Genomic DNA, 19,828 nt, shown 5'->3' on the forward strand with positions numbered 1-19,828 from the left:
GGAGGTTTTTTATTGTTGATTATGTTATTTGAGATTTATTTTTTGTAATTGAATTTGATGGTTTTGGTGGTGCCGTCTTTTTCATGTAAATCTACATAGACATTCATTTCGTTGTCACTTATTTTTTCGAAAGACATACCGTCGAATACAACTTTATTGGAGGTTATTTTTTTAAGAGGAAAATCTACTGTTTCGTCTTTGGTTTCCCATCCTTTTAAGTCATTATTAAAATGTTTCAATTGCAGTATAAGCGTATTTTCTACTTCGCGGATTATTTCAATTTCATAAAAAGAGGTTTTATTGTCTTTAACCAGTTTGAATGTAGCCATCATAGAGTCGCCAGATGGTTTGCTCCAGTTTTCTTCTACCTGCCCACCAAAAGCTTCGCCTTTCCAATTACCAGAAATCCACGAAATGTTTTCTAATTTGGGCTCGAGTTCTTTTTCGGTTTGTGCTTTGCAGGGTAAGCTATAAAAAGAAGTAGTTACTAGTATAATCATAAAAAAGACCTTCATAATATTGTGTTTTAATGGATTTATAGTATTAAGACGTTTGTAGTGAGCTAAATAGGGACACATTGCTGTTTTATTTTAAAGATTATAAAAATATAAAAGCGCTACGAAAATAAATTCGGAGCGCTTTTAAAAATTGAGTTAGTCACTACTTATATTGTCAATACTAAAAACAGTATTTATTTTCTTTAATTACTTTTTCTGCAATAATATGTCTTAGTTCAATAATGTTAGGCATGTTAACGTATTTAATATAGCGTTTTAAGCCCATAAGCATCATACGTTGTTCATCTCCTGTTGAGAATGAAATGATAGAATGTTTTCCAGCTGTTTCAATAACATCGATAGCATGGAATAAATTTAACTTAGCCATAGCTATTTGTTCTTTTACCTGGTCTTCACCTTCTTTTTTCGCCATTTTTTCGGCACGAAGAATGGCAGATTCTGCTAAATAAATTTGAATTAAAATATCAGACGCAGCTAACATGAGTTGTTGTTGCTCTTCTATTTTTTCACCATATTTCTGTAATGCTGCTCCAGCAACCATTAAAAAGAGTTTTTTAAGGTTCTTTACAATGTTTTTTTCTTCGGAAAACAACTCGGAAAAGTCTGGAACTTCAAATGATGGAATACCTACCAATTCTTCTTTTACAGCCATAGCTGGTGTTAATACGTCTACATGGCCTTTCATTGCTTTTTTAATAAGCATGCCTATAGAAAGCATTCTGTTAATTTCGTTGGTGCCTTCATAAATTCGTGAAATTCTGGCGTCTCTCCATGCAGATTCGATTGGCGTTTCTTCTGAAAAGCCCATACCTCCAAAAATTTGGATGCCTTCGTCTGTACAGTGTTGAATAAATTCTGAAACGGCCACCTTAAGTATGGAACATTCTATAGCGTACTCTTCAACACCCTTTAATTCTGCTTCCTGATGGGTGTCTTTTCCATTATTTCTTCTAAGTTCTATGCGATCTTCAATATTCTTTGCTGCTCTGTAACTGGCAGCCTCACCAACCCAACAGTTGGTTGCCATTTCTGCTATTTTTTGACGAATAGCACCAAAACTGGAAATGGGGGTGTTAAATTGAATACGATCGTTAGCATATTTAACAGATTCTGTTATGGTTCTTCTTTGTGCATCCAAACATGCTGCTGCTAATTTAATACGACCTACGTTAAGAGCGTTCATAGCAATTTTAAAGCCATTGCCTCTTGTTGATAACATATTTTCTACAGGCACCACTGTATCGTTGAAAAATACTTGTCTGGTTGATGATGAACGAATACCTAGTTTATGTTCTTCTTCGCCCATGGTAATCCCATTTGGATTCTCCGGATCGTATTCTATAATAAATCCGGTAATATTTTTATCGTCTTCAATACGAGCGAAGACAATCATTAAGCTACAAAAGCCAGCATTGGAGATCCACATTTTTTGTCCAGTGATTTTATATGTTTTTCCATCTTCGGACAATACCGCTTTTGTTTTCCCGGAATTGGCATCACTACCAGCACTAGGTTCTGTTAAACAATAGGACCCAAACCATTCTCCAGAAGCTAATTTAGGAACATACTTTTTCTTTTGTTCTTCGGTGCCGTATAAGGTAATTGGCATTGTACCAATACCAGTATGTGCACCAAATGCAGTACTAAAAGAACCTGTTGCTCCAGAAATAAAGTCACAAACAAGCATAGTATCTACAAAACCCATGCCCATACCACCGTACTCTTCGGGAACAGAAACACTTAGAAAACCAAGTTCTGCAGCTTTTTGCATGCACGACTCCGTTAATGCAAAATCCTTTTTCTCAAATTGGGGCTTTTTGGCCCAAATTTCCCTGTCAACAAATTCAGAAACAGCCTCTTTCATCATCAACTGATCCTCGTTGAAATCTTCGGGAGTAAATATATCTTCACAATTGGTTTCTTTTACCAAAAATTGTCCTCCACGTAAAATGTCCTTTTCTGTTGCTTCCATGTTTTATTAGATTTGAGAAGAAAGAAAATAGATTTTAATTGAGACCGTTTTGAAATCCTATAGATTATCCTTTAAGGTTCTCTATTCTCTATTTTTTCTTCCAGTGTTTTTAATATTTATTCTCTATTCTTTTTTCTTAATTCAAAAACTCAAAAATACCGCATGCACCTTGACCTGTTCCTACACACATAGTTACGGCACCATATTTACCTTGCATGTTACGTTTACGCATTTCATCAAATAGTTGTACGGATAGTTTTGCTCCGGTACAGCCAAGTGGGTGACCTAAGGCAATAGCACCACCATTAACGTTTATTATATCTGGATTTAAGTCAAGTTCTCTTATTACGGCTAATGATTGTGAAGCAAAGGCTTCGTTCAATTCGATGAGCTCTAGATCCGATTGTTGTAAATTGGCACGTTTTAAGGCTTTTGGAATTGCTTTAACGGGACCAATTCCCATAATGCGTGGCTCTACACCAGCGGCAGCATAGTTTACCAAGCGCGCAATTGGTTCTAGGTTAAGTTCTTTTACCATGTCTTCGCTCATAACCATAACAAAGGCAGCGCCATCACTTGTTTGAGATGCATTTCCTGCGGTTACACTACCGCCTTGTGCAAAAACAGGTCTTAATTTAGCTAAAGCTTCTATGCTTGTTCCTGCACGAGGTCCTTCGTCTTTTGTTACGGTATATGTTTTAGTTGCTTTCTTTCCGTTAGCATCAATATAAGTTTGTTCTACTTCTATAGGCACAATTTGATCTTGAAAACGATCTTCGGCTTGTGCTTTTAAAGCTTTCATATGTGAATTATAGGCAAATTCATCCTGATCTTCACGCGATACTTTAAACTGATTTGCAACAGCTTCAGCAGTATTTCCCATACCCCAGTAATAATCTTCGTGTCCTGATTTTACGATGTCGTAATTAAGTTCTGGTTTAAACCCCGTCATAGGTACAGAACTCATACTTTCTGCTCCTCCGGCAATGATGCAGTCTGCCATTCCGGATTGTATTTTTGCTGTAGCAATGCCGATAGTTTCGATACCCGATGAACAAAAACGGTTTACGGTAACTCCGGGCACATCAACGCTATTTAATCCCATTAAGGAAATTAAGCGTGCCATGTTTAAACCTTGAGATCCTTCTGGCATAGCATTACCAACAATAACATCGTCTATACGAGTTTTATCTAATTGCGGCAATTCCTTCATCATATATTGTATGGTTTCTGCAGCCAATTCATCAGTTCTTTTAAAACGAAAGACTCCTCTTGGCGCTTTTCCAACTGCGGTTCTGTATGCTTTTACGATGTATGCTTGTTTCATATTAGCCCCCTACCCCCCAAAGGGGGAATTCCTATTAGGGGTCAATAGGGTTTTATTTATGTGTTAATTTCAATTTTTTCATTCAGAATATGTATCAATTCGCTTTTTATAGTTCCCTTTGGGGTTAGGGGCTGTTAATTACGAAGCGGTTTCCCTGTCTTCAACATATGTTGTATGCGTTCTAGCGTTTTACGCTCTGTACATAAACTTAAGAAAGCTTCTCGCTCTAGGTCTAGTAAGTACTGTTCGCTTACCAGAGTAGGTTCTGATAAATCACCACCAGCCATAACGTAGGCTAGTTTATTAGCTATTTTATGATCGTGTTCACTTATGTAATTGGCTGCTTCCATAGAGTCTGTTCCAACTAAGAACATTCCTAAAGCTTGTTTACCAAGTACTTTTACATCCTTACGTTGTATAGGTTTTGTGTAACCAGCTTCTGCCATTAATTTAGCGTGTGCTTTTGCTGTGGCTATTTGTCTGTCCTTATTAATAACAACAACATCTTTTCCTTTTTGAAGTACTCCCATATCGAAAGCTTCGTAAGCAGAAGTAGCGACTTTTGCCATACCTATAGTTAAAAAGTATTCTTGCAGAATATTTAGTTCTACATCACCTTTTCTAAAGGTATCGGATGCTCTTAAAGCCATTTCTTTAGAGCCTGCTCCGCCAGGAATTACCCCAACACCAAATTCTACCAGACCAATATAAGTTTCGGCTGCAGCCACAACTTTATCGGCGTGCATCGATAATTCGCAGGCACCTCCTAAAGACATGCCGTGTGGTGCCGAAATAGTTGGAATTGAGGAATAGCGCATGCGCATCATGGTATCCTGAAAATACTTAATGGCAGCATTAAGTTCGTCATATTCCTGCTCTACAGCCATCATGAATATCATACCAATATTGGCGCCAACTGAGAAATTGGCGCCTTGGTTGCCAACTATTAATCCCTGATATTCTTTTTCAGCTAAATCGATAGCTTTATTTAGTCCAGCTAATACATCACCGCCTATGGTATTCATTTTAGATTGAAATTCGCAGTTTAATATACCATCACCTAAATCTTCGATAACGACTCCGGAATTTTTAAATACTTCGTTAGATTTTCTAATATTATCTAAAATGATAAATGCATCTTGTCCTGGTACTTTTTCCTGTGATTTTTTTGGAATATCGTAAGCATAGGTTGCACCGTTTTTAACCGAGTAAAACGATTTGCTTCCAGAAGCTAACATATCGCTTACCCAAGAAGCAGGTGCCAAACCTTCGGCTTTCATTATTTCAATGCCTTTTTCTACTCCTATAGCATCCCAAATTTGGAAGGGACCATGTTCCCAACCAAAACCAGCTTTCATAGCATCATCAATCTTGTATAGGTCGTCGGTTATTTCGGGAATACGATTGGAAACGTAGGCAAATAAAGCGGCAAAGTTTTTTCTGTAAAACTCACCGGCTTTATCCTTGCCAGATACCAATACTTCAAATCGGTCTACAACCTTATCGATAGTTTTGGTAAGTTCTAGAGTGGCAAATTTTGCTTTTTTCGCAGAGCGGTATTCTAAAGTGTTTAAATCTAGTGATAGGATTTCTTTTTTTCCTTCTGCCGAAACGGTTTTTTTATAAAAGCCTTGTTTGGTTTTACTTCCTAACCATTTGTTTTCTATCATGGTGTTAACGAAATCCGGTAATTTAAAAAGCTCTAGGCTTTCATCTTCCTTGCAATTTTCTGCAATTCCGTTTGCTACATGTACCAAAGTATCTAAGCCAACCACATCAACGGTTCTAAAGGTCGCAGATTTAGGTCTGCCGATAACCGGACCAGATAGTTTATCCACTTCTTCTATAGTTAACTCCATATCTTTAACAACATGAAATAAACTCATAATACTAAAGATCCCAATACGGTTTCCAATAAAAGCCGGGGTATCTTTTGCTACTACCGAAGTTTTACCAAGAAATTGCTCACCGTAACCATTAAGGAATTCTAAAACAGATGCATCTGTTTTAGGGCTAGGAATGATTTCGAATAATTTTAAGTAACGCGCCGGGTTAAAAAAGTGTGTCCCACAGAAATGCTTTTGAAAGTCTTCGCTTCTGCCTTCACTCATAAACTTAATGGGAATACCAGATGTATTACTGGTAATTAAAGTACCGGGAGTTCTATGTTTTTCGAGGGTTTCAAAAACCTGTTTTTTTATGTCTAATCGTTCCACAACGACTTCCATAATCCAATCGACATCGGAAACTTTAGCAATGTCATCTTCCAGATTACCAGTTGTAATACGTTTTGCAAATTTAGAATGATAAATAGGAGAGGGCTTAGATTTTAAAGCTACAGACAAGGCATCGTTTACCAATCTGTTTCGTACCATTTTATCATCGAGTGTTAAACCTTTGGCTTTTTCTTTATCGTTTAATTCTCTTGGAACGATGTCTAGCAATAAAACCTCTACGCCAATGTTAGCAAAATGACATGCGATACCGCTTCCCATAATACCAGAACCAATAATGGCCACTTTTTTTATTCTACGTTTGCTCATGTTATACAACTACTCGTTTTGATTATATATTTTTTTGTTTGTCACCATATCATTTATAACTTCTGCTACTTCGTAAAAACTATTTAGTTTTTCTTCAGAAATATTCTTTCTTATGGCGTCATTAAATGTTAAAACTTTTTCTCTTGAATATGTTCTTTTTTCAAGACCAAATTCGGTAAGAGAAATAATAACCCCACGACCGTCATCCGGATTGGGTTTGCGTTCTATGAGTCCTTTAGCTTCCATAGTTTTCAATATTCTGGATAAACTGGTCGCTTCCATTCCCATTTTAGGTCCGAGAGCAGTGGAAGGAGTTCCCTTTTCCGGATCTATACTTAAAAGAGTAAAGCCCGTTGCCATCGTACTTTCAAATTTTGCCGCTTCTTCATTATACATTTTTTGCACTGCAAGCCATGTAGTTCTTAGTATATAGTCAATAGTTTTGTCTTTCATATCAATTGGTTGGTGATCAAAGATATGAAAAATTTATTATGCATGCATAATAAATTGTGTAAAAATTAACACATTTTAATTGAGAGAGTATTGAAAATGTATTTGTGATTTTTAGGTTACGGCCTGTAAATTTTTTCTATCAAATCGGCGTATATACCTTTAATCACTTTTCTTTTCATTTTTAAAGTAGGTGTTAAATGGCCTGCATCTATAGACCATATATCTGGGGTAATTTCGAATTTTTTTATTTGTTCCCACTTCCCGAAATTTTTATTAGCCGCGTCAATTTCTTCTTGAATACGTTCTAATAAAGTAGGGTTCGTGTTCATGTCTTCTTTAGATTGAAATGTTATATCGTGTCGTCTTCCCCATTCTTCAACAAATTCGTAATTAAGCTGAATTAATGCTGCTGGCATTTTTTCTCCTTCACCTATAATCATTATTTGCTCTATAAACCTCGATTGTTTGAATTGGTTCTCTAACAACGTAGGGGCTACATATTTTCCACCAGAGGTTTTAAACATTTCTTTTTTACGATCTGTAATTCTTAAGAAATTGTCGTCGTCAATTTCTCCAATATCACCCGTGTGGAAAAAATCTCCACTCATAACTTCCTTGGTCTTTTCTGGGTCTTTATAATAGCCGAGCATCACATTTGGGCCTTTAACTAAAATTTCTCCATCGTCTGCTATTTTTACTTCAACATTATCTATCATACGTCCAACAGTTCCTATATTAATACCATAGTCAATAGGACAGTTTACAGAAATAACGGGAGAGGTTTCGGTTAAACCATAGCCTTCCAGTATAGGCATTCTTGCAGCAGAAAACACCCTAATTAATCGTGGTTGTAAAGCTGCACTTCCAGATACGAGGGTATTAATGTTGCCACCCAGAGCTTCTCGCCATTTACTAAAAATAAGCTTATTGGCTATTTTTAATTGAAATTCGTACCACCAACCATTTTTGCCGTAAGGTTCATATTTTAAGCCTAAGTTAACAGCCCAAAAGAACAGCATCTTTTTTAGTCCTTTTAATTCAGCTCCTTTTGCGATGATTTTATCATACATTTTTTCATATAACCTTGGAACCGCTGTCATGATGGTTGGTTTAACATCTTTAAGGTTATCACTTATAAGCTCAATACTCTCAGCAAAATATATTTCAATACCACAATATTGATACAGATATAATATCATTCTTTCAAAAACATGGCATATGGGCAAGAAACTTAATGCTTTAGATTCTCCCAATTCTATAGGCACCCGAGGTAAACTATCTAAGACATTCGACACTAGATTGTTGTGCGACAGCATAACACCCTTTGGTTTGCCCGTAGTTCCAGATGTATATATTAAGGTAGCAAGATCGTTAGGCTTAACAGCATCTTTTCTGGCTTCAACTTCGTTTTGATTGCTTGCATCTTCACCTAACTTTAAAATTTCTTTCCAACTGCTTTCACCTTCAATATCATTAAATGTATAAACACCTTTAAGTTTGGTTTTGTCTTTTATGGTATTTAGTTTTTCGAGTACCTCTACATCTGAAACTAAACAATAAATAGATTCGGAGTGATTTAAAATATATTCGTATTCTTCGGCAGAAATAGTTGGGTAGATAGGAACGTTTTGCGCGCCAGTTTGCAATACGCCAATATCCATAACATTCCATTCTGTTCTATTTGTTGAAGAAATAACAGCTATTTTATCATCGGGTTGAATCCCCATGCGCAATAAACCTCTACTAATAGCATTAACTTGATCAATATATTCTTGAGTTGATATTGAGTACCATTCCCCATTCTGTTTAGAGGTGAGTGATTTATCTAAACTGTAAGTTTCTAACTGGTAATAAGGGAAATCAAAAATTCTTGTTATCTCTGCCATGTGCTATTTTAAAGTTTCTTGTATTGCAAAATAGGAAATTAAATAGGATTATCAAATATGTAACTGTTTTTAACATTTTCGGAAAATGAATTTCTAAAAGCGTACCTATTTTCGTTTATTTCTATTAAATACTTCAAGTAAGGTAAAATTTTTGAATTATTATGAAAAATATATCGAATTGTGTTAAAGAATGATAAAATACCACAAAAAATAAATTTTCTTTTAGTTTTTGTTTGTTCTGGAGTGAAAAGTATAAAAGATTCTTTTTTTAAACTCTAAACTCAAACGTTTTCGTAAAAAATATTAGAGCTTAATCTTCCGCTTTTAATCTGTTTACTGACAATTGTCAGGTTTCAAAATAGAGACAGTATTTAATTTTGTAAGAGTAAAACAAACATGATTTTTTTTCAAAATATTAATAAATAAAAAGATGGAAGTAAAACAATTTAAATACGGAATTTGGGCTGAAAAAGTCGACGTGAGAGATTTTGTTATTAATAACATTACTCCTTATCATGGCACATCAGAATTTTTAGTTGGACCTAGTGCGAAAACTCAAAAATTGTGGGACATCTGTAAAGAAGCTACCAAGGAAGAGCGACAAAATAACGGTGTACGATCTGTAGATACTGAAACCGTTTCAACTGTTAGTGCCTTTAGTGCTGGGTACATAGACAAAGAGAATGAAGTAATTGTAGGATTACAAACAGACGAACTATTAAAAAGAACCATGAAACCTTTTGGAGGTTTTAAAGTGGTTCAAAAAGCATTATCGGAACAAGGTGTAAAACCTAATGATGCTTTAACGGAATTATTTTCAAAATATGTTAAAACACATAATGATGGTGTTTTTGATGCGTATACTTCAGAAATTAAGAAGTTCCGTTCTTTAGGTTTCTTAACTGGGTTACCAGACAACTATGCGAGAGGAAGAATTATTGGTGATTACCGTCGTATAGCGTTATACGGAATTGATTTCCTAATTAAGTCTAAGCAAGAAGATTTAGAGAATATTACAGGTCCGATGAGTGATGCTGTTATTCGTTTACGTGAAGAGGTTTCTGAGCAAATAAAAGCATTAAAAGAAATGCTTGAATTAGGAGCTAAATACGATTTAGACTTAAGCAGACCTGCGGAAAATGCAAGAGAAGCGGTACAATGGACTTACATGGCTTACCTTGCTGCTGTTAAAGAGCAGGATGGTGCAGCTATGTCGTTAGGTAATGTATCTACATTCTTAGACATTTTTATTGAAAATGATTTACAAGAAGGTCTTATAACAGAGGAAGAAGCTCAAGAATACATCGACCAGTTCGTAATGAAATTACGTATGGTACGTCACTTAAGAATGGGAGCTTACGATGAAATTTTTGCAGGAGATCCTACTTGGGTAACAGAAGCTATTGGTGGTTTATTTGAAGATGGAAGAACTAAGGTGACTAAAACCTCTTTCCGTTTCTTAAATACCTTATACAACTTAGGGCCTTCACCAGAACCGAATATGACGATTCTTTGGTCTAAGGATTTACCACAAAACTTTAAAGATTTCTGTGCTAAAGTATCTATCGATACATCATCAATTCAATTTGAGAATGATGAATTAATGAGAGAAAGCAGAGGGTCTGATGATTACGGAATTGCATGTTGTGTATCTCACCAGGCATTAGGAAAATCAATTCAGTTCTTTGGAGCACGTACAAATCTGGCTAAAACATTATTATTAGCTATTAATGGTGGTCGTTGTGAAATAACAGGAACTCAAATGGTTGATGGTATTGAGCCTTGTGATTGCGAATATTTAGATTTCGATAAAGTCATGGCTAATTTTAAAATAGCTATGAAAGAAGTGGCACGTGTTTATAATGATTCTATGAACATTATTCACTACATGCACGATAAATACTATTATGAAAAAGCTCAAATGGCGTTAATTGATACGAATCCAAGTATTAATATTGCTTACGGTATAGCTGGTTTATCAATAGTAGCAGATTCACTTTCTGCAATTAAATATGCTAAAGTTAAGCCTATTAGAAATGAAGAAGGTTTAGCCGTTGATTTTGATGTAAGTGGCGATTTCCCATGTTATGGTAATGATGATGATAGAGTGGATGTTTTAGCAGTAAATGCTGTAGCAGATTTTAACGATGAATTAAAGAAATTACCAGTTTATAAAGATGCAGATCCAACAATGTCTGTGTTAACCATTACATCGAATGTAGCTTACGGAAAGAAAACCGGAGCAACACCAGATGGTAGAGCAAAAGGCGTTCCATTTGCACCAGGTGCTAATCCTATGCACGGAAGAGATTCTCAAGGCGCTATTGCTTCATTAAACTCGGTAGCTAAAATTAATTATGAAGATTCTCAGGATGGTATTTCAAATACCTTCTCAATAGTGCCAAAATCGTTAGGAGCTGATGATACTGATAGAATAGATAATTTAGCAACAATTTTAGATGGATATTTCTCTAGAAATGCACAACATATTAATGTGAATGTATTGAACAAAGAAACCTTGCTTGATGCTATGGAGCATCCAGAGGAATACCCACAATTAACAATTCGTGTGTCCGGTTATGCTGTTAATTTTGTAAGATTAACAAAAGAGCAACAACTGGAGGTTATTACACGATCTTTCCACGAATCCATGTAGTTTTATTAATATTTATTTTTGAGCGTCTGCAAAAGGAGTGTCATGGCTTCTTTTGCGGATGCTAAATTTTAAAAAGACTATCCTATCAAAACAGAAAAGAACATATTAAGAGTACACTCAATTGAATCCTTTGGAACACACGATGGTCCGGGAGTTCGATTAATTGTTTTCCTGCAAGGCTGCAAATTAAAATGTTTGTATTGTCATAACCCGGATACAATTAGTACTTCAGGTGGTACACTATATCATACAGAGGAGCTCGTGGATATCGCTTTAAAAATGAAACCATATTTTGGAAACAAAGGTGGTGTAACGGTATCTGGAGGGGAGCCTTTGTTACAATCTAAAGGATTGGTGTCGTTTTTTAAAAGACTTAAAGAAGAAGGGATTCATACTAACATTGATACCAATGGCAGAATACTGAATCACTTCACAGAAGAATTGTTAGACAAGTACGCAGACTTAGTTATGCTGGATATAAAACATATGACCGAAGAAGGGTATGAAGCCATAACGGGGATGCGTAATAAAGAGACAGCTTTCAATTTTGCAAAACATAGAGAGGCCTCGGGAAAGAAAATGTGGTTGAGGTATGTATTAATACCGGGAATTACTAATAAACCAGAGCTTTTACATCAAATGGGCGAATATTTTAAAGATTATAAGACCATTGAAAAAATTGAGTTGCAGCCATATCATAAACTAGGTATACATAAATGGGAATCTTTAGGTTGGGAATACCAATTAAAAGATGCACGGGAAAACACAGACGAGGAGATAGATGAAGCTGTAAAGATATTAGAGAAATACTTTAAAGAAGTAAAAATTAATTAAGAAGAAAGTGTTGTTAAGAGCAGCACTTAAAGAATATATTATGAAAACACAAAAACTTAAAAACCGTTGGTTAATAGCAGCATCTGCAGTTGGAATCCATATTTCTATTGGTTCTGTATATGCATATTCGGTTATGACGAACCCGGTTAAAGATATTTTTGATGTTGATGGAAGTGTTATAAAATGGGCTTTTAAAATAGCTATTTTACTATTAGGTTTATCAGCAGCATTTTTAGGACGTTGGGTAGAGAAAGTAGGGCCAAGAGTTAGTGGTACTACAGCAGGATTGTTTTACGGTATTGGTATTTTAGGTTCTGGACTCGCTGTTCAATTGGAATCATTAACGCTATTTTACCTTTGTTATGGTGTAATAGGAGGTATTGGATTAGGACTTGGGTATATTACACCTGTAAGTACCTTGGTAAAGTGGTTTCCGGACAGACGTGGTCTGGCAACAGGAATGGCCATTATGGGGTTTGGTTTTGCTGCCTTAATTTTTGGACCTGTTATGCAATCGCTTTTTGATGCCGTTGGTGTATCAAATGCCTTTTACATTTTAGGAGCCATATATATGATATTAATATTATCGTCTGCACGATATATTGAAAGACCACCAGAAGGTTATTTACCAGAAGGGTTTAAACCGGGTGAAGGTAAAAAGATTAAAGCAGATATTTCTAACATTAGTGCTAATGAGTCATTAAGAACACCACGTTTTTATTACATCTGGATTATGATGTTTATAAATATTGCTTGCGGTATTGCTATTATATCTGCAGCAAGCCCAATGATGCAGGAAAAATTAAATTACACCCCGATGGAAGCAGCAGCAATTGTAGGTTTAATAGGTGTGTTTAATGGACTGGGGAGAATTATGTGGTCCAGTCTTTCAGATTATTTAGGAAGAGCAAATACATATATCATATTCTTTGCTTTTCAAATTTTGGCATTCTTTTTATTGCCAAAAATTTCAATGGAACTAGTATTCCTTGTGGTTCTGTTTACTGTAATTACTATGTACGGCGGTGGGTTTGCAACGTTACCTGCATTCCTCGGAGACTTGTTTGGAACCAAACAATTAGGCGCTATACATGGTATGGTATTGGCAGCATGGGGATTAGCAGGAGTCGTAGGACCAACAATTTACGATGTTGTTAAAAATGCAACAGGATCGTTAGATAACACTTTAGAAGTGTTTGCAGGGCTATTTGTTATAGCGCTTATCATATCGCTGTTAATGAAGCGGTCTGTAGTAAAAGCCTATAAAAAAATAGACAAAAGTTTAGAGTTTGCCTGAAAGTGTAAACTTTCATTTTTATAATTTTTTTTTGAAGTCAAAAAACCCTGGTGTAATTTATTATTCCGGGGTTTTTAGTGTGAAATAACTTTTAAATTGTCCTGTATTTATAAGCGTCCATTTAAAAATGGCTAACTATTTATAGGCCGTTATTTCATTCTATTTTTGGAGGTTCCCCATTTTTGTTAAGCTCGTCAAACCAAAAGAATACTTTAGGATGGTTTTTAAGGAGCCATTCCGGATCGAGTAGGAAGAGTGTATGGGATTCTGCATAAAGTTCGGATCTGAATTCTTTCTTATGGTCTCCCCAATTAGCATAATCTGTAATAGGTTTTAGTTTGTGTTTCTCTGCATATTTATCAAAAGCCTTTTGCCATTTAAGTTCATTTGAATAGGCAACTACATGTCCAAACTCATGAACTAATGGCTTAACTAAGGAATTATGTACACCCTGATTACTTCCATAAAAAATAGAATCACTTTTTTCGAATGATTCATCTGCCATGCGAATAGCTTTCTGAGGATGAGAATGAGCCAGACCTCCCCATTCCTTATTCTCAGAAAATACGACTTCTTGTCTAATTAAAGAGGTAGATCGAATCTTTTTAAGAAAATCCGTATTTATCGTTTCAAGAGAAAGTTCAAGTAGTATAAGCTCACCGGGCGTAAAAGGTTTTGTTCCACCAAGGTGTTTTTCCTTTTCTTTTTCGTCTATTCCTTTTAAAGTGTCCTTTAATAGCTTTTTAAGCAGTTTGCGGGCAGTATCAGAATCGTTGATAATATTCAAGCCATAAGCCTTTTTAAACCATTCTGGATCGGTTACATTATTTTGAAGTTGAGCGTTTAGTTGAGTAACCAACTCATCAAAATTTTCAATTTCCGTATCTATCTGAAAAGCATCTTCAGTATATCGTTTTCCAATCCAGGTTTTAAGGGCATTAATATCTTTAGTTCTAGGGAATTCTGGGGCACGACGGATGTCCGGTAGATTAGGATCAAAAAAGTCTTTGCCAGGTTTACCAATTCTAACAACTTCCACATTGGTTTCTTCAGCTCCTTTTTGGGGGCTAAAAGTTCGGAATCTTAGCGTATAGTAAACATCTGTTTTAGTATCGGGAATAGGAATGATAACATCAACCTCGGCATTGTCCATGTTTTTTTCTACCTTTTTCATGGTTTCAGGGTCTGTAGCCGTAATATTAAAACTCCTGTAATATTTCATGATGGTATGTCGTACCAAGGCTTTTTCTGCTTCAGGAATTAAATCGATCCCTGTAATCTTACCTAATTTTCTTCCAGAAATTTTAGGATGGTCATTTTGCTGTAAATCCTTAATTTCTTTTTCAGTGTGTGTTTCCAAGAATTCTTCTTTATCAAAACCAGCTATAGGGTCGTTAATAGAATCCTCTCTAGTTAAATCTTCCATGGCATATTCCACCGTGCTGTCTATTTCTCGATGACGCCCTGTTTCTCTTAGGTTTACGGTCATTTCGAAAATAGCTTTTCGGTTAGGGCTTTCTTTTGCAGCTATAAAAAATGTATGGCTGCTGTCTTCAGTGCTTTTTTTGTTTGCTTTCCAGAGTTCTCTAAGTTTACTATATAACAACAACTCTATCTCCGGATGTTGCTTAAAGTATTCGTCGGGGTTTTGATTAGGAAAAGTATATTCCAAAGGGGAGAGAGGCTCAATTCGATCTAATCCAAATGCTTCCCAGCTTCCTAATCGCTTAAAATGTTTGGCCCGTCGCTTACTTTTTTTGTCCAGTGTTGTACTTTCCATAGTATAGGGAGATTGAACAAGGTCAATCGAAATACTACTGTCTGGGTAAAACGTTAATTTGTAATTAACGCTTGAATTTGATGCTGTTTGCTCTTCTTCTAAAGGGATATTTATATATTCTATATGAACTTTTTGTGGCTCCGAGAAAAAGCTTTTGGGTAGTTGATCCCCTATTCTCCATGCTTCATAATAAATAGCTAACCCTTCCTCCAAATCTTTTTTCATTCTGTTGTAAGTTTCTTCATCGTAACTAACTCGCAAAAGTCTACCAGACTTTGTTTTCAATGAACTTTTTATGATGTCTTCTCTTTTTAGAGTTTCCATCTTATGTCTGGTCAAATCAAAGCCACTTTCAATATAATCCAATGGCTCTGAAGAAGCGGATGTACCATGTTCGTCTGCTATATCTTCAGCAGACTTAGATGAAGGCGCAAAAAATGGTGTTTTCGTATTTTGATTCTGAGAAAAAAAATGTCCTTTATTGAAAAAAGGTGTCGAACTATGAGAGTTAGAACCCTCATTGTTTTTTGAGGTTGAGGTCTTCAAGAGTTTTAAGGTTTATTTTAAGATTTAGGTTTTTTTAATAACAGCAATATACTATGAGGTTATTTACGAGTTCAGGCTTATACAAATATAAGGTCAAACTAATGAAGTTCGGTAAATTTAATGGGATGTCCAATTATAAGGCAGGATTTATGTGGAAAAACCGAATGTTAAATTTTGTTTGGGTTATAGTTTATAAGCCTGTTAAGGCATTTTTATTGGTTTTAGTTTTACCAACATCCCAAGTGCCATTTTTTATTTTCACCAACATAGAATTAAAGTCTTCTTTTTTTAGTCTACTACCTTGATTTAAAGGAGTTTTATTTGGGTTAGAGATTAGGTTATTCACAAGTTTAAATAGGGCATGCACTTTACTATATAATAACCCAATTTATACCAAATATTATATGATTTATGTCATTGAAAACCATCTTTATACATCCTATTTTTAAGGGTACTTTTTTATAAAATAGAATTTAAAATTAATATTATGGAAATACTTGAAAATGTGAAAACTCGGGTTTATAAATTTGGGGACAAAAAGGCAGATGGAAATAGTAAGATGAGGAATCTATTGGGTGGTAAAGGTGCGAATTTGGCAGAGATGAGTTCAATAGGCATTCCAGTTCCGCCTGGGTTTACAATTACTACAGAAGTTTGTACAGAGTACAATTTGCTGGGTAAAGATGAGGTGATAGAAATGATTAAATCTGAGGTTGAGGAATCAATTGCAAATATTGAATCTCAAATGGGAACTTCTTTTGGAGATAAGGAAAATCCGCTACTGGTATCTGTACGTTCTGGAGCTAGAGTTTCTATGCCGGGAATGATGGATACGGTTTTAAACCTGGGGATGAATGATGAGGTCGTAGTCGGGCTAGCAGAAAAAACCAATAACGAGACGTTTGCCTGGGATTCTTATAGGCGTTTTATTCAAATGTATGGCGGTGTTGTTTTAGGAATGAAACCTGCATCAAAAGAAGATATTGATCCCTTTGAGGAAATCATGGAGCACCTTAAGGAAAAAAGAGGAATCAAGTTAGATACAGAATTTACAATTCAAGACTTAAAGGATCTTGTTTACGACTTTAAAAATGCCATAAAAAAACGAACAGGACATATTTTTCCAACAGATCCTTGGGAGCAACTTTGGGGAGCCATTATAGCTGTTTTTAATAGTTGGAATGGAGACAGAGCTGTTTACTACAGAAACATGAATGGTTATCCGGCAGATTGGGGAACAGCCGTAAACGTTCAGGCCATGGTTTATGGAAACATGGGAAGTAATTCTGGTACTGGGGTCTGTTTTACGAGAGATGCTGGTACAGGGGAAAATGTGTTTAATGGTGAGTATTTAATTAATGCACAAGGAGAAGATGTTGTGGCTGGGGTAAGAACGCCTCAACAGATTACCAAATTAGGTTCCAAGAGGTGGGCTGAATTGGCAAGAATAGAGGAAGAAGATAGAGCAGAAAACTATCCGTCGTTAGAAGAATTAATGCCAGTTATTTTTGATGAATTAAATACGTATCAGGACATATTAGAAAAACATTATAGAGATATGCAGGATATGGAGTTTACTATTCAAGATGGTAAGCTTTGGATTTTACAAACCAGAAATGGTAAACGTACTGGTGCTGCCATGGTGAAAATAGCTATGGACTTAGTTAAAGAAGGTATGATTGATGAAAAGGAAGCACTATTACTCATCGAGCCAAACAAATTAGATGAGCTTTTACATCCGGTTTTCGATGCTTCAGCACTTAAACGAGCTAATGTTATAGCTCAAGGATTACCGGCATCGCCAGGAGCAGCTACAGGTAAGATTGTATTCTTTGCCGATGAGGCCAGTAAGTATAAGAGCAGTATTTTAGTTCGTATTGAAACATCTCCGGAAGATTTAGAGGGGATGAACATTGCCAAGGGTATTTTAACAGCTCGCGGAGGTATGACGTCGCATGCGGCTGTGGTGGCTCGTGGTATGGGTAAATGTTGTGTTTCGGGCGCAGGCGCATTAAAAATTAATTATAAGAAAAGAACGCTTATCGTTGATGGCCATGAGTATCATGAAGGGGATTGGATTTCTTTAAATGGTTCAACGGGTAATATTATAGAAGGTAAGGTAGCTACAGCAGAACCAGAATTAAATGGTGAATTTGCGGAAGTTATGGAGCTTTCTAACAAATATGCTACTATGAAGGTAAGGACTAATGCCGATAACCCTAAAGATGCTCGTATTGCACGTAATTTTGGAGCTCAAGGTATTGGTTTAACAAGAACAGAGCATATGTTCTTTGAAGTTGACAGGATTAAAGCCATGCGGGAAATGATTTTGGCAGATACCGTTAAAGAGAGAAAACAGGCTCTGGAAGAATTGCTTCCAATGCAACGCTCTGATTTTGAGGGTATTTTTGAAGCTATGGAAGGTTTGTCTGTTACCATTCGTTTACTTGATCCGCCATTACATGAATTTGTGCCACATCAATTGGCAACGCAAAAAGAGTTGGCAGAAGATATGCACATTACATTACAAGCTGTAAAAAATAAGGTATCCGAACTGGAGGAATTTAACCCAATGCTGGGCCATAGAGGCTGTAGATTAGGGAATACATATCCTGAAATAACAGAAATGCAAACACGTGCTATTATTGAAGCGGCTCTTAATTTAAAAGAACGTGGTATTATTTGTAAACCAGAAATTATGGTACCGTTAATAGGAACCGTTAAAGAGTTTGAAATGCAGGAAAATATTATTAGAAGTACTGCAGATACTATTTTTGAGGAACGGAATGATACGGTTGAATATTTAGTTGGAACCATGATTGAAATACCAAGAGCAGCCCTAATGGCCGAACTTATTGCTGCACGTGCAGATTTCTTCTCTTTTGGAACCAATGATTTAACGCAAATGACTTTTGGATATTCTCGTGATGATTCTAGTAAATTCTTGCCCATTTATATAGAAAAAGGCATATTGAAAGTAGATCCTTTTGAAGTCTTAGATCAGGAAGGCGTTGGTCAATTAGTAAAAATGGGAACGGAAAAAGGCCGTGATGTCAAACCCAATTTAAAAGTTGGTATTTGCGGAGAACATGGTGGTGAACCAAGTTCGGTAGAATTCTGTTACCGTACAGGTATGGATTATGTTAGTTGCTCACCTTATAGAGTGCCTATTGCTAGAGTGGTGTCTGCTCAGGCCGTTATAAAAGCAACGTCGTAATATTTATTTTTTTATTTGAGTTGAAGGGGCTGTCTGAAAAGTGTCATTGAGAACGAAGTGAACCTGCTTAGCAGGAATCTTTTAAAAATTAAACATACCATAGTATTAGTATGTTGAGGTTTTTCAAAAAATATGATGACTTTTCAAGCGGCCTCTTTGTTAGTATTTACTTTGGGGTTATGAGCAGATTCTTAGTATATATTTTGTAAATAATCCGTTATTTCGTCAGCAGAAACACCTTTAAAAAAGCTAACGGTAACATAGTTGTTGCTAGATCTGTTGTATATAACATCTCCAAGAACAATTATTCCATTGTTGTCAAGTTCCATTACATAATACTTACCTGTAAGAGATGTGAAAAACGAGAACTTAATCGGTTCGAAAGTAGCGTTATATAATTTTTTTAAACTACAATAATATGCCGCATGCGAATCTTTTAGTTTGTTATACGAATCTTGTTTTTCATAGAATGTAATGCCGACAATACTATCATTTGTATTTATATGTCCTAATACATTTCTGTTGTCTACATCACCATTTCTGGTTGTTTCTTTGTTTAAGTTAAACTTATTTATGGCTTCATCTTCCGACATAGGTAATTCAAATGTAATGTCATTAAATTCAATGGATTTGTCTTGTTTACAGGAGTTACAAGAAGTTATTATAATAATTGAGGCGAATAACAATGAGGCTAATTTCATGATTAAAATTTTAAAGGATTACTCAAAACTATAAGTTCAGATTAGATTTTGAAACACAGAATGAGTGAACTGCTATTTTCAATTAGTTAAGTAGGGGT

General features: G+C 35.7%; 13 protein-coding genes. 4 read left to right on the forward strand and 9 right to left on the reverse strand.

The window, feature by feature from the left end; genetic code table 11:
- Positions 1-35: 35 nt before the first annotated feature.
- The 6 genes from C1H87_RS19410 to C1H87_RS19435 all read right to left on the reverse strand — a co-directional run bounded on the left by C1H87_RS19410 (position 36) and on the right by C1H87_RS19435 (position 8,699).
- Positions 36-515 (reverse strand): DUF6265 family protein, encoded by a 480-nt coding sequence (locus C1H87_RS19410; RefSeq protein ID WP_102758334.1) that lies wholly within the window; start codon positions 513-515, stop codon positions 36-38.
- Positions 516-678: 163 nt separating this feature from the next.
- Complete coding sequence (locus tag C1H87_RS19415) at positions 679-2,490, reverse strand: acyl-CoA dehydrogenase family protein (RefSeq protein ID WP_102757411.1); 1,812 nt, start codon at positions 2,488-2,490, stop codon at positions 679-681.
- Positions 2,491-2,626: 136 nt separating this feature from the next.
- Complete coding sequence (locus C1H87_RS19420) at positions 2,627-3,817, reverse strand: acetyl-CoA C-acyltransferase (protein WP_102757412.1); 1,191 nt, start codon at positions 3,815-3,817, stop codon at positions 2,627-2,629.
- Between the two features lie 134 nt (positions 3,818-3,951).
- Entirely contained in the window at positions 3,952-6,360 is a 2,409-nt protein-coding gene (locus tag C1H87_RS19425) for a 3-hydroxyacyl-CoA dehydrogenase/enoyl-CoA hydratase family protein (protein WP_102757413.1), read from the reverse strand.
- 9 nt (positions 6,361-6,369) lie between these two features.
- Positions 6,370-6,813 carry a MarR family winged helix-turn-helix transcriptional regulator gene (locus tag C1H87_RS19430; RefSeq protein ID WP_102757414.1) on the reverse strand — a complete coding sequence of 148 codons (444 nt, stop codon included), beginning with the start codon at positions 6,811-6,813 and terminating at the stop codon, positions 6,370-6,372.
- Positions 6,814-6,929: 116 nt separating this feature from the next.
- A complete protein-coding gene (locus C1H87_RS19435) occupies positions 6,930-8,699 on the reverse strand; it encodes an AMP-dependent synthetase/ligase (RefSeq protein WP_102757415.1) in 1,770 nt (589 codons plus the stop codon).
- 430 nt (positions 8,700-9,129) lie between these two features.
- Between C1H87_RS19435 and pflB the strand changes: the two genes are divergently transcribed.
- The 3 genes from pflB (at position 9,130) to C1H87_RS19450 (ending at position 13,486) form a co-directional block, all read left to right on the forward strand.
- On the forward strand, positions 9,130-11,355 hold the full coding sequence (gene pflB / locus C1H87_RS19440) for a formate C-acetyltransferase (RefSeq protein WP_102757416.1): 2,226 nt from the start codon (positions 9,130-9,132) through the stop codon (positions 11,353-11,355).
- A 120-nt stretch (positions 11,356-11,475) separates the two neighbouring features.
- Positions 11,476-12,189, forward strand: a complete 714-nt coding sequence (gene pflA / locus C1H87_RS19445; RefSeq protein ID WP_262497922.1) for a pyruvate formate-lyase-activating protein — start codon at positions 11,476-11,478, stop codon at positions 12,187-12,189.
- Positions 12,190-12,229: 40 nt separating this feature from the next.
- On the forward strand, positions 12,230-13,486 hold the full coding sequence (locus C1H87_RS19450; RefSeq protein ID WP_102758335.1) for an L-lactate MFS transporter: 1,257 nt from the start codon (positions 12,230-12,232) through the stop codon (positions 13,484-13,486).
- Positions 13,487-13,640: 154 nt separating this feature from the next.
- On the opposite strand, the gene C1H87_RS19455 is transcribed toward C1H87_RS19450, so the two are convergent.
- Together C1H87_RS19455 and C1H87_RS23370 are read right to left on the reverse strand one after the other, a co-directional pair.
- Entirely contained in the window at positions 13,641-15,812 is a 2,172-nt protein-coding gene (locus C1H87_RS19455) for a hypothetical protein (RefSeq protein ID WP_102757418.1), read from the reverse strand.
- A gap of 190 nt (positions 15,813-16,002) precedes the next feature.
- Entirely contained in the window at positions 16,003-16,158 is a 156-nt protein-coding gene (locus C1H87_RS23370; RefSeq protein ID WP_158655291.1) for a hypothetical protein, read from the reverse strand.
- 141 nt (positions 16,159-16,299) lie between these two features.
- Between C1H87_RS23370 and ppdK the strand changes: the two genes are divergently transcribed.
- Entirely contained in the window at positions 16,300-19,029 is a 2,730-nt protein-coding gene (gene ppdK / locus C1H87_RS19460; protein WP_102757419.1) for a pyruvate, phosphate dikinase, read from the forward strand.
- Between the two features lie 191 nt (positions 19,030-19,220).
- Here the strand turns inward: ppdK and C1H87_RS23595 are convergent, their stop codons facing one another.
- Positions 19,221-19,730, reverse strand: coding sequence for a hypothetical protein (locus C1H87_RS23595; protein WP_102757420.1), 510 nt, complete (start codon positions 19,728-19,730; stop codon positions 19,221-19,223).
- Positions 19,731-19,828: the final 98 nt, after the last annotated feature.

This window comes from Flavivirga eckloniae, from assembly GCF_002886045.1.
Lineage (GTDB): Bacteria > Bacteroidota > Bacteroidia > Flavobacteriales > Flavobacteriaceae > Flavivirga > Flavivirga eckloniae.